Below are 22055 nucleotides of genomic sequence, written 5' to 3'. Positions count from 1 at the left end.
CCTTTTCGCCGTATGTTCGGCAATGAATTTTGATGCCATCTGCGGCATTGAGGGAGCGATACAGCTCCATATCCGCCGCCGGGTCGCTGTACGACGCCGCGAACACCCCCACGCAATAGGAGCACTGGCATAGGTGAGGTGCGCTGTCCGCTCGAGGACACCAAGGGATCACGTAGCCCCGGCATCCTGGCTGGTGATCGGCGGTTCGGCAGCCCTCTCCGCAGCGGTCGCGGCAGTCCTGCACATCCTGCAGTGTGGGATACACGTAGCTGTCCCGGTCGCCCTTGGAGCGGCTCTGTGCGCCTCGTGCGAGGGCGGCGCGCTTACTCATCGGCGATCACCCACCCGAGCGCTCGCATGCCTTCAGGGGTCAGCCCCAGGGCCCGGAGTAGGTGCCGGTATTCCATGTGTTGAGTGCTGGACGCCGTGCCGGCCAGGATCGCACTCCAATAGACCACCAGCGCAGCAACGGCGGAAATAGTCGAGTCGTCCCAAACGTAGGACTGAGAGGTGCGCCAGAGCGCGGCCCACTGTTCCTTCTCGGCTGCACTCCAATCCCGCCCATTGGGCAGTTCAGGCGCAGGGAGATCATGTTCAAGGGGTAGGACAGTGAGCTTCTGGGCTTCTCGATAGCGGCTATGGGGGCTTTGGGGACTGCGTGGCCTAGGCATCGTTCATCACCTTTCTCGTAAATCAAATCAAACGGCCCTCCCCAAAATGGAGAGGGCCGGAATGCAATGTAGGAGGTGAGGTTCAGGCCGCCGTCTCGTCCGGCGAGGCCACGAACCCGTCAAGCTCAGCGCGCAGACCTCGCCACTGGTCCACCAGGCCCAGATCACGGGCACTGTCGTACGTGAGGAGCTGACCGTCCGCCGTGGTGCGCCACGTGTCCACCTCTTCACCCAGGCTCGCCCAGCCGGACCACTTCGGCCGGTTCATCTCCCCAGCCGTCACAGCCCACAGGAAGCGGCTCACGGTCTCCCGCATGCTGGCGCGGGCGGTCTCCGCCTTGGCCACGGCCTCCTGATACTCCTTCTTGGCCTTCTGCGATTGTTCGAAGCCCTGGCGGGCCAGTTCGGGCAGCTCCTGCACGACGGCGGCCGACACCAGGTCTTCCGCGTGGTCCACAGCCCGCACCATCGCGGGCTCCATGCGCTCGTACTCCGCGACGCGCTTCCGGACCTTGGCCATGAACTTGTCCCGGTCCGGCAGGGTCTTGCCCTCGGCCAGAGCCTTCGCCTCCAGCTCCCGCAGCTCCTCATCCGCCCGGTTCAGCGCCGGGACGTAGCTGTGGTGCGGATTGCGCAGGTCGGGGTAGACCCGGTGGCAGTCGGCATTCTCGGCCCGGTACTTCAACAGGCGGTCGTAAAGCTCGTCGTGCTTGGCGATCAGCTCCAGTGTCTCCTTCGAGAGCGTGAAGCCGGATAGATCGAAACCCTGGTGAGTGATGGTCAAGTGAGTCTCCTTGGTCAGTTGCGGCCGATGAGTAGGTTGTCCAGGTGGCCATCCCGGCGGGCCTGGGCGATCTGGTGCGATGTCATGTGGGTGAGGTCGGCCCGGGTGTACTGGACCGGCCGGGCCTCCTGCATGGCCTTCAAGATCTCGTCTCGGACGAGAGCCCGGATCGGATCAAAATCATCCATTCATGCCTCCTGCGTGCTGTCGCTGGATAAGGTCGAATTTCTTCTACTGGCCTCGGCGAACTTGAGTTCGAGCCCGATGGCGGCTGTGGATGGATCCCAGCGCTCCCCGAGAAGCTTCTAAAGAGAAAGGCTAGAGGGCCGCCTCAAGGGGCGGTCATAGAGACTCACAACAGGACAACGTAAGAGAAGACGGGCCCCAAACCCCCAGGAATTTAACTTCATGGAGGTAAGGGGTCCACTCTCCGGTTGTCTGCTGCGATCTCACAGGCAGGTATCCGCAGAGCCGCATTCGAGCATCTTCACGACATGCTCAGGACTTCGAACGGGCCCGGACTCTCGTCCGCGTCAGAGGACCGCCGCCCAGCGGCCTTGACTCCAAGGGGAAACCTCCCCTCATCTATAAGAATTAACGGACGCATCTGTCCGGACAGGCCGTCACACTCCCATGGTGAACGTCTCCATCGGCTTCACGCCGCCCCGAGTGCACATGGGTTCCGAGTGCCACCATGGCCTAGCTGAGCCGATAACTGCCAACCTGGTGCTACACGTCCGTCCCGTCTCCGGTCCGGTCTTAGGTTCTCTGGCGTCGGCAAACCACAGATCCACCGCCATGTAATCCTCCGCAGTCGAGTAGGCCACGTCCTTGTGGACTACCTTCTCGGTTTCATGCTTGTTGTCGTACGGCTTGGGCGGAGCATCGAGCTGTAGAACATCCTCCACATAGGCGCCGGCACGCCAAGCGATGTCGAGAGCATCGGCCTTGTCTGGCCGCTTCTTCGGCGCCAGCCCATTCCGCTTACGCTCCCGCGACAGGGCGCGACCCTGGTTCTCCCGCTTACGCCCGCATTCCGGGTGACGCGGATTCGTTGTCGGGTTCGGCCCGCGCTTTCCCACTGGGCGTTCATGCACATATGGCTGTCGGCATGTTGCGCACGTGAGATCAACCAGCTTTACGGCGATTGCGGTCAGCTTATGCCTCCTGGAAAGGTGAGGCCCCCGAGGTGCCTCGGGGGCCATATGTGTGCCGTCGAGCAAATCAATCAGCCTGCTGATCGAGCCACTTCTCAAGGTCTCCGGTGCGGCATCGAAGGGACTGCCCAACCCTGCGGAAAGGGATGCCCTCGCATCGCCAGTTGGAGTAGACCCAACTCATCGGCTTCCGGAGGTAGTTGGCGACTTCCTCAACGGTCATCAAACTGCTGTCCAAGCGTGCTCCTTGCTGCGGTCCAATGGGCGGCACTTCCGCCCGTTGCTGTCCGGCCTGTTCTCAGATCAGCAGATCCGAACCTGTGGCAGCAAGTTCAATATGAGTGACGCTCGCCACTCTTCCGAACCTGGTGCAGCCGATTCGGGATGGGCTATGGTCGTGCCATGACCTCACAAACGAACGAAAGCGCTCTGCCGCCTGAGTGGCGCCGCGAGGGCTCAGAGCTGCTGTGGCAGCGCTCCTATGGCCCTTGGTTGGTCACCGTGACGTGCCTGACTGTCGCCCCCTTCTTCGGGCCGTCGGATCTCTCGATCCGGCTGAACGTCGGCGGCACTCTCGAAGAGATCGACCGGAGTATGTCCGAGGCGCTGGAGACGGACGGCATCCCGGCGTCTCTGCTGAGGCAGATCCCGTTTGCGGAGATCAAGGCGCAGGCTCGCGCCGCTCTGAGCGCGGAAGCGGATTGGGTGATGAACGAGCCCTGGCCTGTGCCGGCGCGCTGTCGCAGCGAAGTGGACTACGCGCTACTTGTGGCGGAGTTGGTCCGGATGAGGGCTACCGGAACCACCGCCCCGCAAGGCGAGTTGGCCGCGCGCCTCGGCATCGGCAAGGCCACCATGTCCGAGCGCGTCAAGCGGGCCAGGGAGCTGGGCCTGTGGGACGGCAAGCAACTCACTAACAGGGCAACAGTCTTGCTCACTGAGTGGAAGAACGAGCGGAAGGAGCAATAGCAGCAGTGGCGAAGCGCGGTAACGGGCTCGGGGGGACTCCGGTGGAGATCCCGCGCAAGGGCCGCCCGAACACCTGGGGCGTGCGGACGCCCCGCCACCTCAACAAGACGACAGGGGAGGAGAGCCATCGTTACTGGATAGGCCGGGACTATCCGACCAAGACGGCTGCGGAAAAGGCGCTGCGGCAGTGGCACAACGACTACGAGGCGGGCAAGGTCTACGCCGAGGAAACTCCGGAGATGCCTGCCGAGGAGCCTGCGGTGCTGCTGCTCGGTGAGCACCTGGATCGGTGGCTGGCCAACTGCCGGAAGGAGGGGACGACGGTGGCCGGGTATGAGACGAAGATCCGGCTGCACATCAAGCCGCACATAGGGGGCGTGCCGCTTACGGAGGTGACTGACGACCTGTTGGACGATCATTATCGGATGCTGGAGACGGCGCCTTGCCCCACGAACAGAGGCAAGCCTCTGGGGGCCAAGACTGTCCGGCACATCCACAACATCCTGTCCGGGGCCTTGGGATCGGCGGTGCCGAAGCTGATCCCGACCAACCCTGCGGCCACGGCCAACCCGCCGACACAGCGTCAGATCAGGGCGCAGGAGCAACGGTTCCCAACCGTGGACGACGCCGATACGGCACGCTTCCTCGGCCACATCTGGGAGCCGTGCGGGAACCGGGCGTGTGACGGCGGGCAGGTCCACCACTGTTTGAGGGATGCTCCGTTGTGGACGGTCATAGCGGCGTCCGGCGTCCGGCGCAGTGAAGCCCTGGGGATGAAGTGGTCACTGGTTCGCTGGGACGAATGCGCCATCGAACTCGGGTGGGTGGTCGTGGAGGAGGGCAACACCTTCCGCCTTCGTAGGCTCACGAAGGACGGCGACGGCGGCGCTGTCATCTACGTGGACCAAGCGGTCATGAATGTGCTCAAGCGGCAGAAGGAGCGCCAGGACGAGGAGCGGGCCCGCCTCGCGGCGGCTTGGGAGGATCATGACCTGGTCTTCGCTCGTGATGGCTTCAAGCTCCAGAAGAACGGTCGGGCCGGTGGCCCGCAGGACCCGGAAAAGGTCTCCGCCCGCTGGCGGACGGTACGCAACCGGCTGCGCCTGCCGGAGGACTTCCGTATCCATGACTGGCGTCACAGCAAGGTGACCAACGACCTGGAGGCCGGGGAGAACCCTGTAGAGGTGTCCGCGAATGTCCGGCATCACTCGCCGGGCTACACGATGTCCCGCTACGGGCACTCACGTAAGGACGGAGCGCGGCGGCTGGCCGCCTCCGGAGCGGGCCGACTCGGCCTCTCTGCCCTGGTCTAAGGGCAAGTCCGCTGGCCGGTGGGTCACGCGGTGGGTCACGTGACTGCTTCACCGTGGCCTGAAAACAGAAAGACCCCAGATCAACTGGGGTCTCTGCTGGTGTCCGAGGGGGGACTTGAACCCCCACGCCCGATAAAGGGCACTAGCACCTCAAGCTAGCGCGTCTGCCATTCCGCCACCCGGACAGGGTGTGTGCCTCGGGTTCTGTTCCTGCGCCCCGTGGCGACAGAGAGAACACTACCAGGCTTCTGGAGTGCTTCTCACCTGCGTATCTGTCGTCCGGCGGCCGCTCGGCCGGCGTGATCGGGAGAAAGCGGACAGACAGGTGCAACTGTGGTAGAAAGCGGCGGTGCGTCAGGGTGGGGCGTGCCGGGCGGTGGAGTGGGCCGGGGTGAGGGAGGGGTGTCGGGGTGCGGGGGTTGGGGCGTCGGGGGGTGAATGTTTCGGCTGTCGGGCGAGCGCAATCGCCGCAGGATTCACCGGAAATAGTCAGGATCCGATCAGGAATGGGCTTCGGATGGTCCAGTTCCAGTCCATGCCCCGCGGTCGGCCGGGGTTTCCCTAGCCTCTGGTGACCAAGGGAGCCTGAGCGGAGCGGTGATTCCCGAGGGCCGGTGTCCGGGCCGCCCGGTGACGCCTCCCATCACCTGCGCGAAGGGCGGCTTGAGGTGGAGCAGATGAGCGGGGCGGCGGAACCCGCGACGAGGCCTGCGACGGAGGAGCGTACGGAGACGACCGAGCGTTCGGCGGCGGAGCGTTCGGCGGCGGAACCGCCGGGCAGAGAACCGGGGCTGCCGATCGAGGGCGTCTGGCGGTTCTCGGCGGTCGCGCACGAGGCCTCGGTGCCCCAGACCAGACATGCGGTGCGGGACCGGCTGCTGGCCCAGGGGCTGGTGGCGGAGCGGTACCAGGAGCTGGTCGACGACGTACTGCTGATCGTCTCCGAGCTGGTGGGCAATGCCGTCACCCATGCCGCCGTGCTCTCGCCCTACCTCACCACCGAACTGGCGATCGAGGACGGCTGGGTGCGGATCTCGGTGGAGGACGGCCATCCGCACCGCCCCAAGGCCCTGGACAGCGACCAGGGTCAACTCGGCGGCCGCGGGCTGCTGCTGGTGAAGAGCGTGACCCTGCAGGCCGGCGGGGTGTGCGACGTCGAGTGCACGGGGGAGGGCGGCAAGGTGATCTGGGCCTCCCTGCCGCTGCCCACCGAACCCGGGGGCGCTGCGGGCGGCGGGGCCGGAGCGGGCTCTGCGGCCGCCGAGCCGGAGGCCGTGCAGAGCCCGGTAGTCGTGGACGGGCGGCCGGGCTGCAGCGGCCTCTGGCCGATGTGAGCTGATGTGAGCCGGTATGAGCTGGTGTGAACCGGTGCCGGCGTGAGCCCGCGTGAGCAGCTGTGAGCCGTCAGGGGCCGGCACGAGTCGGCGCAGGTCGCGACCCGGGTCGGGCCCGCGCGCACCGAGTCGATCCGGCACCCCCGATCCCCCGATCCCCCGACGCCTCGAGCCGGGCAGACCGGCACCGCCGGGAACCACCCCCGCCCGGAACCACCAGTCCCGCCCGGAAGTACCGGGCCTACCAGTCCCGCCCGGCGATTTCCCGGATCCCCGGGAGCGCGGCCTCGAAGACCGTCCGGAACCACACCGAGAACGGCTTCTCGGCCTCCAGTGCCTTCAGCTCCTCCGCGGTGACGAACCGGGTGTCGTCCACCTCGTCGGGGGCCGGCGAGAGCGGCGCGGTGACCAGGCCGACGAACAGGTGGTTCCACTCGCGCTCGATCAGGCCCGAGGTCTCGTCGGGCAGGTCGTAGCGGACCGTGCCGGCCTCGCAGAGCAGTGCGGGGGCCGTACCGAGCTCCTCGGTGGTGCGCCGTGCGGCGGCCACGAACGGCGGCTCACCCGGGTACGGGTGACCGCAACAGGTGTTGGACCAGACGCCGGGCGAGTGGTACTTGCTCAGCGCCCGGCGCTGGAGCAGCAGCCGTCCCTGACGGTCGAACAGGAAGACGGAGAAGGCGCGGTGCAGGCGGCCCGGCTGCTGGTGGGCCGAGAGCTTCTCGGCCGTGCCGATGGTCACACCGTCGTCGTCGACGAGCTCCAGCAGGATCTCCGTGGCGGGGGAGTCCGGGGCTGAGGGGGACGGGGGCGCTGCGGGGGACGGGGACGAGGCTGCCGCGCTCTGGTCCGCAAACTGCGTCTGGCTGGTCGGTCGGCTCTCCGGCATGTGGCCTCTTTCGGCACGGGGGGTTGCGTCGGTGGCCCAGTCTGCCCCATGGCCCACAGGGCCGGACCATCCGACGCACACGGGGGCGTGGAAGGCCCGGATCTCCAGCCTGCGCGTTCGATTCGTGATCATCTGAGCCGTGCTCTGTTCACCTTCTGTCTGCTGATTTGTCAGGTCACGGTCGCATCGCGGCAGGCGCGCGGCTTGAAGGCAGGGCCCGCGGTCCGGAATGATGATCTGCGCGGCCCGGTGCGCCAGCTGTGGATAAGCGCTGCCTGCTGGCTGCCGGCTGCCATTTCGAGGGCGAATCACCCGTCGGGTAGCCTCGGTCGGTGCGCCTGGTCCCGGAAATGCTCGTCCGGTACCGCCCGCCGCTGCATTTGTACGTCCAGAAACCCCCATTCGTCCCACCGCACACCGTTGTGGCCGGACCGCACACCATCGCCAGGGAGTGAGTTCCGCTGTCCACTGTGATCGTGACCGGCCCCGAGCTGCTCGCGCACGGAAGGCCCGCCGGACCCGGCCGTGGCCGGAACGCCGCAGCGGTGACCGCGACGCCGCTCGCCACCGCCCCGACGGCCACGGCGGCCGCCACGGCCACCGAGGCCCTCCAGGGCGACCTGGGTGCCGACCTCGCCGCCATCGGCTTCCGGCGGGTCCTGCGCGCGCACGACGCCGCACAGCTCGCCGCGCTGGTCTCCTCCGTCGGCCCGGGCGAGCGCCTGGCCGTGGTGGACGCCGGATTCGTCGGCCACCGCCACTCGCTCCGGCTCGCGCTGACCGACCCCCGCTTCCCGGCGGCCGCCGTCCCCGGCGCGATGGTGGTCTCCGGCGCGGAGGCCCGGGCCGCCCTCGCCACGGCCGCCCAGCGCCTGAGCACCGAGCCGCAGCTGCCGCAGCAGCGCACCGGCGACTCGTACCAGAACGGCTACGGCGGCTACGCCGACGGCTACGGCACCGCCCCCCAGGGCACCGACCCGTACGGCACCGCGCGGTACGGCTGGTCCGACCGGTACGAGAGCCCGCTGCCCGACCAGCTCGCGGACGCCCTCACCCAGCGCGGGCTGCCCGTCCAGCGCCCCGAGCTCGGCACGCTGGTGGCCACCGTCCCCGGTGACGACGACGAACTGCACGCGGCCCGCGCGGCCGTGGCCCGGGTGGACGAGGAGGCGGTCCGGCTGCGCCGGGCGGTGAAGGCCAGGGACGGCTTCTTCACCACCTTCTTCGTCAGCCCCTACTCGCGCTACATCGCCCGCTGGTGCGCCCGGCGCGGCCTGACCCCGAACCAGGTGACCACCGCCTCCCTGCTCACCGCGCTGCTCGCGGCGGGCCTGGCGGCCACCGGCACCCGGGGCGGTTACATAGCCGCCGGTGTGCTGCTGCTCGCCTCCTTCGTGCTGGACTGCACCGACGGGCAGCTCGCCCGTTACTCGCTGCAGTACTCCACGGTGGGCGCCTGGCTGGACGCGACCTTCGACCGGGCCAAGGAGTACTCCTTCTACGCGGGCCTGGCGCTCGGCGCGGCCCGTACCGGGGACCACGTCTGGGCGCTGTCGCTGGCGGCGATGACGCTGATGACCTTCCGGCACAGCGTGGACTTCGCCTTCATGGCGGCCGACCAGGAGACCTCGCGCAACCCGGTCACCGCCGGCACCAAGCAGCAGAGCACCAACACCAGCCCCACCGCGCAGCTCTCCAATCGCCTGGACCGGGTCGGCTGGACGGTCTGGGCCCGTCGGATCATCGTGCTGCCGATCGGCGAGCGCTGGGGCCTGATAGCCCTGCTCACGGCCTGCACCACCCCCCGGATCACGCTGTCGGTGCTGCTCGCCGGCTGCGCACTGGCCTGCTGCTACACCACCGCAGGACGGGTACTGCGCTCGATCAACCGCCGCCGCCCGCGCGAGGACCGGGCCGCCCGGGAGGTCGCGATCCTGGCCGACGGCGGTGTGCTGACCGAGTTGCTGGCCCCGGTGCTCCGCCCCGTGGCGCGTTTCCTGCCGGGCCCGGCCGTGCCGCTGCTGGCCGCCGTCGCGGCCGCCGGGCTGCCGGCCGCCGCGTACCTGACCGCGGGGACCTGGCAGGCGGTCGCCGCTGCCGGCGGGTACGTGGTGCTCAGCTCGCTGGTGCTGGCCCGCAGGCTCACCGGCGCGCTGGACTGGCTCGCCCCCGCGTTCTTCCGGGCGGGCGAGTACCTGACCGTGCTGGCGCTCGCGCTGAAGCTGGACATCGCGGCCCTCCCGGCCGCGTTCGGGCTGGTCGCCGCCTTCGCCTACCATCACTACGACACGGTGTACCGCCTGCGCGGCGGCACCGGAGCGCCGGCCAGGTGGCTGGTGCGAGTGACCGGCGGACAGGAGGGCCGGGCACTGCTCGTCACCCTGGTGGCGGCGCTCGTCTACCACGGCAGGCCCGAGGGGCCGATCGGTCACCAGACCGCCGGGGCGCATCCTCTGCAGGTCGTCCTGGTGGCCCTCGCCGGCCTGCTCGCCCTGGTCGTGGTCGCGGAGAGCATCCACTACTGGGTCCTCGGCGACGCCACCGCAGAACACGATGAATCAGGAGACACCGCATGATCGGCCTCGTTCTGGCAGCCGGCGCCGGCCGCCGGCTCCGCCCGTACACCGACACCCTGCCCAAGGCGCTGGTGCCGGTCGACGGGGAGCGGACCGTCCTGGACCTCACCCTCGGCAACTTCGCCGAGGTCGGACTGCGCGAGGCCGCGATCGTGGTGGGCTACCGCAAGGAGGCGGTGTACGACCGCAAGGACGCGCTGGAGCAGAAGTACGGCGTCAAGCTCACCCTGGTCGAGAACGACAAGGCCGAGGAGTGGAACAACGCCTACTCGCTGTGGTGCGCCCGTGACCTGTTCGGCGAGGGCCTGCTGCTCGCCAACGGTGACACCGTGCACCCGGCCGCGGTCCAGCGCACCATGCTGGACGGCAACGACCGGATGATCAAGGAGGGCGGCGCCCCCGGCATCCTGCTCGCGCTGGACACCGTGAAGAAGCTGGCCGACGAGGAGATGAAGGTCGTCGTCGACCCGGCCAAGGGCATGCAGAAGATCACCAAGCTGATGGACCCGGCCGAGGCGACCGGCGAGTACATCGGCGTCACGATCATCAACCCGTCCGCCAAGGACGCCCTCGCGGACGCCCTCAAGGCGACCTACGAGCGCGACCCGCAGCTGTACTACGAGGACGGCTACCAGGAGATGGTCAACCGCGGCCTGCGCATCGACGTGCAGCCGATCGGCGAGGTCTCCTGGGTCGAGGTGGACAACCACGACGACCTGAACAAGGCGCGGGAGATCGCGTGCCAGTACTGACCCGGCTGCTGCCGTCGCCGGTCTTCGTGGAGATCCGCCCGGGCGCGCTGGACGCGCTCGGCGGCATCCTCGCCGACCAGCGGCTGTCGGCCTCCGGCCGGATAGCGGTGGCGATCAGCAACGGATCGGGCACGGTGCTCCGGGAGCGGCTGGAACCGCTGCTCCCGGACGCCGAGTGGTTCGAGGTCATCGACGGCAGCCTGGACAGCGCGGTACGCCTGGCGGACGCGATGCGGGCGGGGCACTTCGACGCCGTGGTCGGCCTCGGCGGCGGCAAGATCATCGACGCGGCGAAGTACGCCGCGGCCCGGGTCGGCCTGCCGCTGGTCGCGGTGGCCACCAACCTGGCGCACGACGGCATCTGCTCGCCCGTCTCCACCCTCGACAACGACGCGGGCCGCGGTTCCTACGGGGTGCCCAGCCCGATCGGCATCGTGGTGGACCTGGACGTGATCCGCGAGGCGCCGTCGCGCTTCGTCGCGGCCGGCATCGGCGATGTGATCTCCAACATCTCGGCCTGCGCCGACTGGGAGCTCTCGCACGAGGTCACCGGCGAGAAGGTGGACGGCCTCGCGGTCGCGATGGCCCGCTCGGCCGGTGAGAACCTGCTCCGCCACCCGGGCCAGCTGGCCGACCAGGACCTGCTGACCTGCCTCGCGGAAGCCCTGGTACTGTCCGGCATCGCGATGAACATCGCCGGCAGCACCCGGCCGTCCTCGGGCGCCTGCCACGAGATCTCGCACGCCCTGGACGTGCTGTACCCCAAGCGCTCCGCCCAGCACGGCGAGCAGGTCGGCCTCGGTGCCGCCTTCGCCAGCCACCTGCGGGGCGAGCGCGAGCTGACCGGGCTGATCGTGGACCGCCTTCGGTTCCACGGGCTGCCGGTCACCGCGGCTCAGATCGGCTTCACCGAGGCGGAGTTCACCGAGGCGGTGTACTACGCTCCGAACACTCGTCCGGGACGTTTCACCATCCTGGAACACCTCGATCTCTCTCCCTCCGACATCAGGGACGCGTACGCCGACTATGTCCATGCCGTCAACAACTGACCGCGCCGCGGTCGATCTCACGGTCCGGCCCTCGATCGAGGAGCTGCGGGCCGTCATCCACCCGGAGGGCATGCTCCAACGGCGCAGTGCCGAGCACTGGGCCGGCCGCTGGTACATGCGGAAGATCTCCCTGCGGATCACCCGCCTGCTCTCCACCATGACGGCGATCACGCCCAATGGCCTGACCTACCTGATGATGTTCACCGGCATCCTGGCCGGTGCCGCCCTGGTGGTCCCGGGCATCGCGGGGGCCGTCCTGGGCGCCTTCCTGATCCAGGTCTACCTGCTGCTGGACTGCGTCGACGGCGAGGTCGCCCGCTGGCGGCGGCAGACCTCGCTCACCGGCGTCTACCTGGACCGGGTCGGCCACTACATGTCCGAGGCCGCGCTGCTCACCGGTCTCGGCCTGCGGGCCAGCGACCTGCTGCACCGCCAGGGCCACGCCTCGCACTGGGAGTGGGCCTTCCTCGGCACGCTGGCCGCGCTCGGCGCGATCCTGATCAAGTCCGAGACCGACCTGGTCGACGTGGCCCGCGCCCGCAGCGGGATGGCCGCGGTGGAGGACAGCGCCTCGGTGCCGCGCTCCTCCGGTGTGGCCAAGGCCCGCCGGGCGGCGTCCTTCCTCAAGTTCCACCGCCTGGTGGGCGCCGTCGAGGCATCGCTGTTCGTCCTGGCCGTCGGGATCGCCGACACCGTCCACGGCGGGCTGCTCTTCACCCGCCTGGCGGTGGTGGTCCTGGCCGCGATCGCCATGCTGCAGACGGTCCTGCACCTGCTCAGCATCGTCCTCTCCAGCAGGCTGCGGTGAGCGCGCCGGGTCGCCCGGAGTCGGGCGGGCGAGGCGCCGACGGCTTCCGCCTCGGCGCGGTCATCATCACCATGGGCAACCGACCGGAGGAGCTGAACGCTCTGATCGAGTCGGTGCGGAACCAGGAGGGCCCGGCCGTCGAGCTGGCCGTGGTCGGCAACGGTGCCCCGCTGCCCCCGCTGCCCGCGGACGTACGCACCGTCGAACTGCCCGAGAACCTCGGCATCCCCGGCGGTCGCAACGTCGGCATCGAGCTCTTCGGCAAGGACGGCCGGGAGGTGGACGCCGTCCTCTTCCTGGACGACGACGGGCGCCTGCCGAACAAGGACTCCGCCCGGCTGCTCCGCGAGGCCTTCACCGCCGACCCGAAGCTCGGCATCGTCTCCTTCCGGATCGCCGACCCGGACACCGGTGTCACCCAGCGCCGGCACGTCCCCCGGCTGCGGGCCAGCGACCCGCTGCGCTCCTCCCGGGTGACCACCTTCCTCGGCGGCGCCAGCGCGGTGCGCAGCGCGGTCTTCCCGCAGGCCGGCCAGCTGCCGGCCGAGTTCTTCTACGCGCACGAGGAGACCGACCTCGCCTGGCGCGCGCTGGACGCCGGCTGGGAGATCGACTACCGCGCGGACATCGTGCTGCACCACCCCACGACATCCCCGGCCCGGCACGCCACGTACTTCCACAACGTGGCCCGGAACCGGGTGTGGCTGGCGCGACGGAACCTTCCCGCCCCGTTCGTGCCTCTCTACTTGGGAACCTGGTTGCTGCTCACTCTGGCCCGCCGTCCCTCGGGCGACGCGCTGAAGTCCTGGGTGGGCGGTTTCCGGGCTGGTTGGAGCGAACCCTGCGGTCCGCGACGACCGATGCGATGGCGTACTGTATGGCGACTGACGAGGTTGGGCAGACCGCCAATCATCTGATCGCATCAGCAACTGATCGCATCAGGGCGGCAGCCCCACTGCCGACCGGACAATCCCCCCGAGATCCCAGTGGATCCGCAGGCCCGTCGCCGCTCCCCCCGGCGGCGGGCCCGATATCCGATCCCGTGAAGGACGAATGTGTCAACAGTGAGTGACTTCAGCCTCTCCACACCGAGTGGGGCTGATGCGGGCCTGACCCCGAAGCAGCTCGCGGCCAAGTACGGCCTGGGAGTCAGCGGCAAGCGGCCCAGTCTGCCCGAGTACGTGAGGCAGCTGTGGGCGCGGCGCCACTTCATCCTGGCCTTCGCCACGGCCCGCCTGGTCGCTCAGTACACGACCGCCAAGCTGGGCCAGCTGTGGCAGGTGCTCACGCCGCTGCTGAACTGCTCGGTGTTCTTCCTGGTCTTCGGTGTGATGCTGAAGAGCCGGGACAGCATCCCGGTCTACCTCGCCTGGCTCTGCGTCGGCGTCTTCGTCTTCCAGTTCTCGCAGAGCGCCGTGCAGGCCGGTACCCGCTCGATCGCCGACAACCTCGGCCTGATCCGGGCGCTGCACTTCCCCCGCGCCTGTATGCCGGTGGCCTTCACCGTGATCCAGCTGCAGCAGCTGCTGATCTCGATGGTCGTCCTGGTCGGCATCGTGCTGGCGAACGGCCAGATGCCGCACATGACGTGGCTGCTGATCATCCCGGCGCTGCTGCTGCAGTGCCTGTTCAACGCCGGTCTGGCCATGATCATGGCTCGTGTCGGCTCCAAGGCCTCGGACATCTCCCAGCTGATGCCGTTCATCCTGCGCACCTGGATGTACGTCTCCGGCGTGATGTACAGCATCCAGGGCGCCATCGCGAGCTGGCCGCCGCTGGCCAAGACGGTCATGTCGCTGAACCCGGCGACGATCTACATGGACCTGATGCGCTACGCGTTCATGCCGGACAGCTTCAGCAAGCACTACTACCACGGCGGCAAGGACCACGCCGGCCACGCGCTGCCGCAGCACCTGACCCTGCCGCACCACATCTGGTTCACCGCCTCCGCCTGGGCTGTGGTGGTCTTCGTGGTCGGTTTCGTGTTCTTTTGGAAGGCAGAGGAGGAGTACGGCCGTGGCTGACATCGCGATGAGCAACTTCCGAGGGGCGAGCCAGGACGCGCCCAAGACCGCGTCCTCCGAACCGGCCCGGACCCCCACCGTGGTCGTCGACGACGTCCACATCGTCTACAAGGTGCACGGCGCCGGTTCCGGCAAGGGCAGCGCCACCTCGGCGCTGAGCCGGCTGATCGCCAAGAAGCGGTCGCCCGCCATCCGCGAGGTGCACGCCGTGCGCGGCCTCAGCTTCACCGCGTACAAGGGTGAGGCGGTCGGCCTGATCGGCTCCAACGGCTCCGGCAAGTCCACCATGCTGGCGGCCATCGCGGGCCTGCTGCCGACGGCGAAGGGCGCGATCTACACCAACGGCCAGCCGTCCCTGCTGGGCGTGAACGCCGCGCTGATGAACGACCTGACCGGTGACCGCAACGTCATCCTGGGCTGCCTGGCCATGGGCATGACGCCCAAGGAGGTCGAGTCCCGGTATCAGGAGATCGTCGACTTCTCGGGCATCAACGAGAAGGGCGACTTCATCTCGCTGCCGATGCGCACGTACTCCTCGGGTATGGCGGCCCGTCTGCGGTTCTCGATCGCGGCGGCCAAGACCCACGACGTGCTGCTCATCGACGAGGCGCTGGCCACCGGTGACCAGAAGTTCCAGAAGCGCAGTGAGGCCCGCATCCGCGAGCTGCGCAAGGAGGCCGGTACGGTCTTCCTGGTCAGCCACAACAACAACGCGATCAGGGACACCTGCGAGCGCACCATCTGGATCGAGAAGGGTGAGCTCATGATGGACGGCCACACCGACGAGGTCGTCCGCGAGTACGAGAAGCACAACCGGGCCTGAGCTGGGCCGGTACGGCGGGGGCCGGCGCCGGGGCGGAAACGTCCCTGGTGCCGGCCCTTCGGCTGTGCCCGGAGGCTCGGGTGCGTGTCCGGTATGGGCCGGTGGACCGGGCCGGTGTAGAACGGGGGAGTGACGGTAGTGGCAGCTTCGGCTAAATCCGATAACCAGACAGACGGCACCACACTCGAGAAGGCGGACCTGGAGAACTTCCCGGTCGCGCCCTCCTTCCTGCCCGCCGCCTGGCGCACCGATCTGATGGCGGTGTACGGCTTCGCCCGCCTGGTGGACGACGCGGGTGACGGCGATCTGGCGGACCCGGTCCGGGTCGCCGAGCTGCTGGGCGTACCGTTCACCCGTCCGGCCGAGGACGGGACCGCTTTCCGGCTCGCCCTGCTGGACGGACTCGAACGGGACCTGGACCGCGCCTTCGAGGCGGCGCTCACCCCGGACGCCCCGGCGCCGCACCACCCGCTGATGCGCGCACTCGTCCCGCTGATCGGCCGGCACGCCGTCACCCCCGAGCCGTTCCGTCGGCTGATCGAGGCCAACCGGGTCGACCAGACCGTCACCCGCTACCCGGCCTACCGCGACCTGCTCGACTACTGCACCCTCTCCGCCGACCCGGTCGGCCGCCTGGTGCTCGCCATCGCGGGCGTGGCCACCCCGGAGCGGATCGCCTACTCCGACGCGATCTGCAGCGCCCTGCAGGTGGTAGAGCACCTCCAGGACGTCGCCGAGGACCTCGGCCGCGGCCGGATCTACCTGCCCGCCGAGGACCTGGACGCCTTCGGCGTCACCGAGCAGGACCTCGCCCGGCCGGTCGCCGGACCCCGGGTGCGGGACCTGGTGGCCTTCGAGGTGGACCGGGCCCGGACCCTGCTCGATCACGGCGCACCGCTGGTAGGTACGGTTTCCGGGAGGCTCCGACTGCTGCTGGCGGGATTCACCGCAGGCGGGTACGCGGCCCTGGCTGCCATCGAGGCCGCCGGGTACGACGTCCTGGCCCAGCAGCCGAAGCCGGACAAGCGCCGCCTCGCAGTGAAGGCGGCGAGACTCTTCGCGAAGGGAAGGTGAACGCCCGCGTGGCGGCATCACCACTGGCGTCCGCTCAGGTCATGGCGGCGTACCGGTACTGCGAGGCGGTCACCGCCCTGCAGGCCCGCAACTTCAGCTACGGCATCCGGCTCCTCCCGGAGGCCAAGCGGTACGCCATGTCCGCGCTCTACGCGCTCGCCCGCCGGATCGACGACATCGGCGACGGCGATCTGCCGCCCGAGCGCAAGGCCGAGCAGCTCGGGCGCACCCGCGAGCTGCTGGACGAGATCCGCTCCGGCGCCGTCAGCGTGGACGACACCGACCCGATCAAGGTCGCCCTGGCGGACGCCGCCCGGCGCTTCCCGATCCCGCTCGGTGCCCTCGACGAACTGATCGACGGCGTCGAGATGGACCTCAAGGGCGCCGAGTACCAGACCTTCGAGGAGCTCAAGGTCTACTGCCGCTGCGTCGCGGGTTCCATCGGCCGGCTCTCGCTCGGCGTGTACGGCTGCGAGGACCCGGAGCTCGGCGCCGAGTACGCCGACACCCTGGGCCTGGCCCTCCAGCTCACCAACATCCTCCGTGACCTGCGCGAGGATGCCCTCAACGGCCGCACCTACCTGCCCAGCGAGGATCTGGTCAGGTTCGGCTGCGAGCAGGGCTTCGCCCTGCCCAGGCCCCCGAGGGGCGCCGATTTCGCCGGGCTGGTGGCCTTCCAGGCCGAACGCGCCCAGCGCTGCTTCGAGGAGGGCCTGCGGCTGCTGCCGATGCTGGACCGCCGCAGTCGGGCATCCACCGCCGCCATGGCGGGCATCTACCACCGGCTGCTCGGCCGGATCGCCGCCGATCCCGAGTCGGTGCTGCGCGGCCGCGTCTCGCTGCCGGGCTGGGAGAAGGCATACGTGGCGCTGTCCGGGCTCGCCGGAGGGCGTTCTTGATTCTCTCGGAAGTTATGTCACGCTGTGTCAGCGCAACATCACGGAAACGGTTCGGCGGGCTGCCCGTAAACGCACGTCCGACGTCCGTCAGCGGGTGTGCGACGGCCCTGGGCGGGCACGTGGTGTCCATGAGCGAACAGCCGAACGACGGCGGGGGGAGGGGCAGATGACCGGGCAGCGGACGTCCGCCCGCCGCAGCGCCGTGGTGGTCGGCGGCGGCCTGGCCGGGATCACCGTCGCACTGCGGCTGGCCGAGGCCGGGCAGCAGGTCACCCTGCTGGAGACCAGGCCCAGGCTCGGCGGCCTGGCCTTCTCCTTCAAACGCGGCGAGCTGACCGTCGACAACGGCCAGCACGTCTTCCTGCGCTGCTGCACCGCCTACCGCGGCCTGGTCGACCGGCTGGGCGCGGGCCGACTGGTGGATCTTCAGCCGCGCCTGGACGTCCCCGTCCTCGGGCTCGGCGCCGGCGGTCGCCGCGACTTCGGCCGGCTGCGCCGGGACGCCCTGCCGGTACCGCTGCACCTCACCCGCAGCCTGGCCACCTACCCGCACCTCGGCCCGGCCGACCGGCTGCGGGTGGTGCGCGCCGCGCTCGCGCTGCAGCGGCTCGACCTGGCCGACCCGGCGCTGGACGAGCTCTCCTTCGGCGACTGGCTGCGCCGCCACGGTCAGACCCCGGCCACCGTCGAGGCCCTGTGGGACCTGGTCGGCGTCGCCACCCTGAACGCCACCGCCGACCGGACCTCGCTGGCGCTGGCCGCGATGGTCTTCAAGACCGGCCTGCTCTCCGACCCCGGGGCCTCGGACATCGGCATGGCCGCCGTCCCGCTCGGCGAGATCCACCACGACGCGGCGCTCGCCGAACTGGAACGCCTGGGCGTGCGGGTGCTGCTGCGCAGCCGGGCCGCCGAGCTCAAGCCCGCAGACCGGCACGCCGTCCGGCTCGAGAGCGGCGAACTGCTCACCGCCGACACCGTGGTGCTCGCCGGCGCCCAGGACAGCGCCGCCGCGCTGCTGCCGGCCGGCGCGATCCCGCGGCAGGAGCGGCTCGCCGAGCTCGGCACCTCACCGATCCTCAACGTCCACGTGGTCTACGACCGGCGGCTGCTGCGCCGCCCGTTCTTCGCGGCGCTCGGCTCCCCGGTGCAGTGGGTCTTCGACCGTACGGCGCACTCGGGTCTGGCCGTACCGGGTGCCCAGTACCTGGCGCTGTCCCAGTCCGACGCCGGGGACGAGATCGACCTGCCGGTGGCCGAGCTGCGGGCGCGCTACCTGCCCGAGCTGGAGCGGCTGATCCCGGGCGCACGGCAGGCGGAGGTGCTGGACTTCTTCGTCACCCGCGAGCGCACCGCGACCTTCGACCCGGCACCGGGCACCGCCGCGCTGCGCCCCGCGGCCCGGACGACCGTCCCGGGGCTGCTGCTGGCGGGCTCGTGGACCGCCACCGGCTGGCCCGCGACCATGGAGGGCGCGGTGCGCAGCGGCCATGCCGCGGCCGACGCCGCGCTGGCCGGGACCGGGCGGATCCCGGTCGACCGAGGCGACGGGAGGTGGCCCCGATGACCGCGGGCCCCAGCACTACTGACATCGCACCAGGCGGGCCCGCCAGAGGGGCCCGGCGTCCGGACGGAGAGGGAGGACACGTGGAGGCTCGCTCCGCATCGGCCGCGGCCGCGACGCTCGAGGAGGCCGCTTCGGTGCCGGAGCTGCTGGCCCGCGGCCGGAGCCTGTGCACCCCGCCGTTGCGCGCCGCGGTCGCCCGGCTGGCCGCACCGATGGACACCGTGGCGGCGTACCACTTCGGCTGGATCGACCGGGACGGCAAGCCGGTCGCGGGGGACGGCGGAAAGGCCGTCCGGCCCGCGCTGGCGCTGCTCTCGGCGCAGGCGGTCGGTGCGCCGGCCGAGACCGGAGTGCCTGGCGGTGTCTCGGTGGAACTGGTGCACAACTTCTCGCTGCTCCACGATGATCTGATGGACGGTGACGAGACCCGGCGGCACCGGGCCACCGCGTGGACGGTGTTCGGCCCGGCCCAGGCGATCCTGGTCGGCGACGCGCTGGCCACGCTGGGCACCGAGGTGCTGCTGGACGCCGCAGTCACCGGTGGCGCGAGCGCGGCGGACGCGGCCCGGGCGGTCCGTCTGATCACCACCGCCACCCGGAAGCTGATCGACGGGCAGGCCAAGGACGTGGCCTTCGAGGCACGCGAGGCGGTGACGGTCGAGGAGTGCCTGGACATGGAGGGCGGCAAGACCGGCGCCCTGCTGGCCGCCGCCTCCGCGATCGGCGCCGTCCTGGCCGGGGCCGACGACCGCGTCTCCGACGCGCTCCAGCGCTACGGCCACCACCTGGGCCTGGCCTTCCAAGCCGTGGACGACCTGCTGGGCATTTGGGGAGCCACCGAGGTGACCGGCAAGCCGCACTGGGGCGACCTGCGCCAGCGCAAGAAGTCGCTGCCGGTCGCCGCTGCGCTGGCCGAGGGCGGCAGCGCCTCCCGCCGGCTGGCCGAGCAGCTGGCCGACCCCGAGGGACGCGGCGAGGAGAGCGAGCAGGTGCTCGCCGCCCGCGCGGCCCTGATCGAGGAGGCGGGCGGCCGCGCCTGGACCCAGGCGGAGGCCCGCCGCCAGCACACGACTGCCCTCGCCGCACTGGACGAGGTGCCGATGACCGACGCGGTGCGCCGGCACTTCGTCGCACTCGCCGAATTCGTGGTGGTACGAGAGAGGTGACGTCAAGTGACAGCAACCGCGGACGGCCGGCTCGACCCCGAGTACGATTCCGAGCCGGTCGCGGTGGGCGACCGACCGCCGGGGCCTGAACGGACCAGCGGCCGGATCGCGTCGGGCCGCCCGGCCGGCGGGCGCGGCCCGGTGCTGTGCGAGGCCGCCGGGGCCGACGGCGCGGTGAACGGGGCCAGGGCGGCCGGTCGGGCCGAGGAGGGCCCCGACCGGACCGCGCCGGCCGAGGCGCTGGCCAGGGCCACCGCCCATCTGCTGTCACTCCAGAGCCCCGAGGGCTGGTGGAAGGGCGACCTGGAGACCAACGTCACCATGGACGCCGAGGACCTGTTACTGCGGCAGTTCCTCGGCATCAGGACGGAGGAGCAGACCCGCGGCACCGCCGCCTGGATCCGATCCCAGCAGCGCCCGGACGGCACCTGGGCCACCTTCCACGGCGGCCCGCCCGAACTCTCCGCCACCGTCGAGGCGTACGTCGCCCTCAAGCTCGCCGGTGACGACCCCGAGGCCGCGCACATGCGGTCGGCGGCGCAGTACGTACGCGCGCACGGCGGTATCGCCGCCACCCGCGTCTTCACCCGGATCTGGCTCGCGCTCTTCGGCTGGTGGCCCTGGGAGCGGCTGCCGGAACTGCCGCCCGAGCTGATCTTCGCGCCCAAGTGGCTGCCGCTGAACATCTACGCCTTCGGCTGCTGGGCCAGGCAGACGATCGTACCGTTGACCGTGGTCTCGACCTACCGCCCGGTCCGCCCCGTGCCCTTCCTGCTCGACGAGTTGCACACCGACCCCGCCGACCCGCACCCCCGTCGGCCGCTCGCCCCGCTGACCACCTGGGACGGGCTCTTCGAGCGCCTGGACAAGGCCCTGCACGTCTACCACCGTTACGCCGTACGGCCGTTGCGCCGGCTCGCGCTGGCCCAGGCCGAGCGCTGGATCATCGAGCGGCAGGAGGCCGACGGTTGCTGGGGCGGTATCCAGCCGCCCGCCGTGTACTCGCTGATCGCGCTGCACCTGCGCGGCTACCGTCTGGACCACCCGGTGATGAAGGCCGGGCTCGACTCCTTCGACGGCTTCACCGTGCACACCGAGGACGGCCGGCGCTGGATGGAGGCCTGCCAGTCCCCGGTCTGGGACACCTGCCTGGCTGCCATCGCGCTGCGCGACGCGGGACTGCCCGCCGACCACCCCGCGCTGGTGGCCGCCGCCGACTGGATGCTCGGCGAGGAGATCACCCGGCGCGGCGACTGGGCCGTCCAGCGACCCGAACTCGCCCCCGGCGGCTGGGCGTTCGAGTTCCAGAACGACAACTACCCCGACATCGACGACACCGCCGAGGTGGTGCTGGCACTCAGCCGGGTCGCCTTCCCCGACCGGGAGCGGCTGCAGGGCGCGGTGCGGCGCGGCGTCGAGTGGAACCTCGGGATGCAGTCCAAGAACGGCGCCTGGGGCGCCTTCGACGTGGACAACACCAGCCGGCTTCCCAACAAGCTGCCGTTCTGCGACTTCGGCGAGGTGGTGGACCCGCCGTCGGCGGACGTCACCGCGCACGTGGTGGAGATGCTCGCCGAGGTCGGCCGATCCGACGACACGCGCACCCGGCGCGGCATCGCCTGGCTGCTCGCCAACCAGGAGCCGGACGGCTCCTGGTTCGGCCGCTGGGGCACCAACTACATCTACGGGACGGGTTCGGTGGTCCCCGCGCTGACCGCCGCCGGGCTGCGCACCGGCCACCCGGCGATCCGGCGGGCGGTGCGCTGGCTGGAGGAGCGGCAGAACCCGGACGGCGGCTGGGGCGAGGACATGCGGTCCTACGAGGACCCGGAGCGCTGGGCCGGACGCGGGGAGTCCACCGCCTCGCAGACCGCGTGGGCGCTGATGGCGCTGCTCGCGGCAGGGGAGGGGCCGGACGGGGCGCGCAGCGCCGCGGTCGAACGGGGCGTGCGCTGGCTGGTGGACACCCAGCTGCCCGAGGGCACCTGGGACGAGCCGCACTTCACCGGTACCGGGTTCCCGTGGGACTTCTCGATCAACTACCACCTCTACCGGCTGGTGTTCCCGGTGACGGCCCTCGGCCGCTACCTGCACGGCAACCGGGTGCCCGGCGGCCAGCGATGAGGCGCCGCCCGCGGCCGGTCCGGTGGCGGACTCGGCCCGTGCCCCCGAGGATCGGGCCAAACGGCCGGATCGGAGGACT

The 22055-nt window shown here is 70.2% G+C and carries 19 protein-coding genes and 1 tRNA gene; 15 read left to right on the top strand and 5 right to left on the bottom strand.

All coding sequences use genetic code 11. The features are described from left to right. Positions 1-753 precede the first annotated feature (753 nt). From ABD369_RS09325 to ABD369_RS09315, 3 genes are all read right to left on the bottom strand, one after another. A complete protein-coding gene (locus ABD369_RS09325; protein ID WP_344635795.1) occupies positions 754-1455 on the bottom strand; it encodes a hypothetical protein in 702 nt (233 codons plus the stop codon). Between the two features lie 14 nt (positions 1456-1469). Then, entirely contained in the window at positions 1470-1643 is a 174-nt protein-coding gene (locus ABD369_RS09320) for a hypothetical protein (protein ID WP_344635794.1), read from the bottom strand. Between the two features lie 1036 nt (positions 1644-2679). Continuing rightward, positions 2680-2835, bottom strand: a complete 156-nt coding sequence (locus tag ABD369_RS09315; RefSeq protein ID WP_344635967.1) for a helix-turn-helix domain-containing protein — start codon at positions 2833-2835, stop codon at positions 2680-2682. 179 nt (positions 2836-3014) lie between these two features. On the opposite strand from ABD369_RS09315, the gene ABD369_RS09310 reads away from it, so the two are divergent. Both ABD369_RS09310 and ABD369_RS09305 read left to right on the top strand, forming a co-directional pair. Continuing rightward, a complete protein-coding gene (locus tag ABD369_RS09310; protein WP_344635793.1) occupies positions 3015-3581 on the top strand; it encodes a helix-turn-helix domain-containing protein in 567 nt (188 codons plus the stop codon). A gap of 41 nt (positions 3582-3622) precedes the next feature. After that, a complete protein-coding gene (locus ABD369_RS09305; protein WP_344635792.1) occupies positions 3623-4894 on the top strand; it encodes a tyrosine-type recombinase/integrase in 1272 nt (423 codons plus the stop codon). Between the two features lie 97 nt (positions 4895-4991). Here the strand turns inward: ABD369_RS09305 and ABD369_RS09300 are convergent. Beyond that, positions 4992-5079: transfer RNA gene (locus tag ABD369_RS09300), tRNA-Leu, on the bottom strand. 492 nt (positions 5080-5571) lie between these two features. Here ABD369_RS09300 and ABD369_RS09295 point away from each other — a divergent pair. Beyond that, entirely contained in the window at positions 5572-6228 is a 657-nt protein-coding gene (locus ABD369_RS09295; protein WP_344635791.1) for an ATP-binding protein, read from the top strand. 241 nt (positions 6229-6469) lie between these two features. Here the strand turns inward: ABD369_RS09295 and idi are convergent, their stop codons facing one another. Further along, positions 6470-7117 carry an isopentenyl-diphosphate Delta-isomerase gene (gene idi, locus ABD369_RS09290; RefSeq protein ID WP_344635790.1) on the bottom strand — a complete coding sequence of 216 codons (648 nt, stop codon included), beginning with the start codon at positions 7115-7117 and terminating at the stop codon, positions 6470-6472. 620 nt (positions 7118-7737) lie between these two features. On the opposite strand from idi, the gene ABD369_RS09285 reads away from it, so the two are divergent. From ABD369_RS09285 to shc, 12 genes are all read left to right on the top strand, one after another. Continuing rightward, on the top strand, positions 7738-9693 hold the full coding sequence (locus ABD369_RS09285; protein WP_344635966.1) for a DUF5941 domain-containing protein: 1956 nt from the start codon (positions 7738-7740) through the stop codon (positions 9691-9693). Next, on the top strand, positions 9690-10445 hold the full coding sequence (locus ABD369_RS09280) for a phosphocholine cytidylyltransferase family protein (RefSeq protein WP_344635789.1): 756 nt from the start codon (positions 9690-9692) through the stop codon (positions 10443-10445). The genes ABD369_RS09285 and ABD369_RS09280 overlap by 4 nt, the downstream gene beginning before the upstream one ends. Next, on the top strand, positions 10433-11494 hold the full coding sequence (locus ABD369_RS09275) for an iron-containing alcohol dehydrogenase family protein (protein ID WP_344635788.1): 1062 nt from the start codon (positions 10433-10435) through the stop codon (positions 11492-11494). The genes ABD369_RS09280 and ABD369_RS09275 overlap by 13 nt, the downstream gene beginning before the upstream one ends. After that, complete coding sequence (locus ABD369_RS09270; RefSeq protein WP_344635787.1) at positions 11472-12302, top strand: CDP-alcohol phosphatidyltransferase family protein; 831 nt, start codon at positions 11472-11474, stop codon at positions 12300-12302. The genes ABD369_RS09275 and ABD369_RS09270 overlap by 23 nt, the downstream gene beginning before the upstream one ends. 71 nt (positions 12303-12373) lie before the next feature. After that, positions 12374-13219, top strand: a complete 846-nt coding sequence (locus ABD369_RS09265) for a glycosyltransferase family 2 protein (RefSeq protein ID WP_344635965.1) — start codon at positions 12374-12376, stop codon at positions 13217-13219. Between the two features lie 138 nt (positions 13220-13357). After that, the gene (locus ABD369_RS09260) at positions 13358-14326 is read left to right on the top strand and encodes an ABC transporter permease (protein WP_344635786.1); all 969 of its coding nucleotides are present in this window, start codon (positions 13358-13360) and stop codon (positions 14324-14326) included. A gap of 7 nt (positions 14327-14333) precedes the next feature. Continuing rightward, a complete protein-coding gene (locus ABD369_RS09255; RefSeq protein ID WP_344635964.1) occupies positions 14334-15149 on the top strand; it encodes an ABC transporter ATP-binding protein in 816 nt (271 codons plus the stop codon). 138 nt (positions 15150-15287) lie between these two features. After that, positions 15288-16223, top strand: a complete 936-nt coding sequence (gene hpnC / locus ABD369_RS09250) for a squalene synthase HpnC (protein WP_344635785.1) — start codon at positions 15288-15290, stop codon at positions 16221-16223. A 41-nt stretch (positions 16224-16264) separates the two neighbouring features. Further along, the gene (gene hpnD / locus ABD369_RS09245) at positions 16265-17122 is read left to right on the top strand and encodes a presqualene diphosphate synthase HpnD (protein ID WP_344635963.1); all 858 of its coding nucleotides are present in this window, start codon (positions 16265-16267) and stop codon (positions 17120-17122) included. Between the two features lie 166 nt (positions 17123-17288). Next, positions 17289-18686, top strand: a complete 1398-nt coding sequence (hpnE, locus tag ABD369_RS09240) for a hydroxysqualene dehydroxylase HpnE (RefSeq protein WP_344635784.1) — start codon at positions 17289-17291, stop codon at positions 18684-18686. Further along, complete coding sequence (locus ABD369_RS09235; protein ID WP_425557565.1) at positions 18683-19852, top strand: polyprenyl synthetase family protein; 1170 nt, start codon at positions 18683-18685, stop codon at positions 19850-19852. The genes hpnE and ABD369_RS09235 overlap by 4 nt, the downstream gene beginning before the upstream one ends. Before the next feature lie 141 nt (positions 19853-19993). Further along, positions 19994-21976, top strand: coding sequence for a squalene--hopene cyclase (gene shc / locus ABD369_RS09230; protein WP_425557572.1), 1983 nt, complete (start codon positions 19994-19996; stop codon positions 21974-21976). Positions 21977-22055: the final 79 nt, after the last annotated feature.

Source organism: Kitasatospora cystarginea (assembly GCF_039533515.1).
GTDB lineage: Bacteria > Actinomycetota > Actinomycetes > Streptomycetales > Streptomycetaceae > Kitasatospora > Kitasatospora cystarginea.
Note: the sequence above shows the minus strand (reverse complement) of the source record. Positions and strands in the feature narration are given on the sequence as shown.

Coding starts and splice junctions, on each gene's coding strand:
- hpnD (WP_344635963.1), top strand. CDS start 16,265: ATGGCGGCGTACCGGTACTGCGAGGCGGTCACCGCCCTGCAGGCCCGC.
- ABD369_RS09270 (WP_344635787.1), top strand. CDS start 11,472: ATGTCCATGCCGTCAACAACTGACCGCGCCGCGGTCGATCTCACGGTC.
- ABD369_RS09280 (WP_344635789.1), top strand. CDS start 9,690: ATGATCGGCCTCGTTCTGGCAGCCGGCGCCGGCCGCCGGCTCCGCCCG.
- ABD369_RS09265 (WP_344635965.1), top strand. CDS start 12,374: ATGGGCAACCGACCGGAGGAGCTGAACGCTCTGATCGAGTCGGTGCGG.
- hpnE (WP_344635784.1), top strand. CDS start 17,289: ATGACCGGGCAGCGGACGTCCGCCCGCCGCAGCGCCGTGGTGGTCGGC.
- idi (WP_344635790.1), bottom strand. CDS start 7,117: ATGCCGGAGAGCCGACCGACCAGCCAGACGCAGTTTGCGGACCAGAGC.
- ABD369_RS09235 (WP_425557565.1), top strand. CDS start 18,683: ATGACCGCGGGCCCCAGCACTACTGACATCGCACCAGGCGGGCCCGCC.
- ABD369_RS09255 (WP_344635964.1), top strand. CDS start 14,334: ATGAGCAACTTCCGAGGGGCGAGCCAGGACGCGCCCAAGACCGCGTCC.
- ABD369_RS09295 (WP_344635791.1), top strand. CDS start 5,572: ATGAGCGGGGCGGCGGAACCCGCGACGAGGCCTGCGACGGAGGAGCGT.
- ABD369_RS09315 (WP_344635967.1), bottom strand. CDS start 2,835: ATGACCGTTGAGGAAGTCGCCAACTACCTCCGGAAGCCGATGAGTTGG.
- ABD369_RS09310 (WP_344635793.1), top strand. CDS start 3,015: ATGACCTCACAAACGAACGAAAGCGCTCTGCCGCCTGAGTGGCGCCGC.
- ABD369_RS09320 (WP_344635794.1), bottom strand. CDS start 1,643: ATGGATGATTTTGATCCGATCCGGGCTCTCGTCCGAGACGAGATCTTG.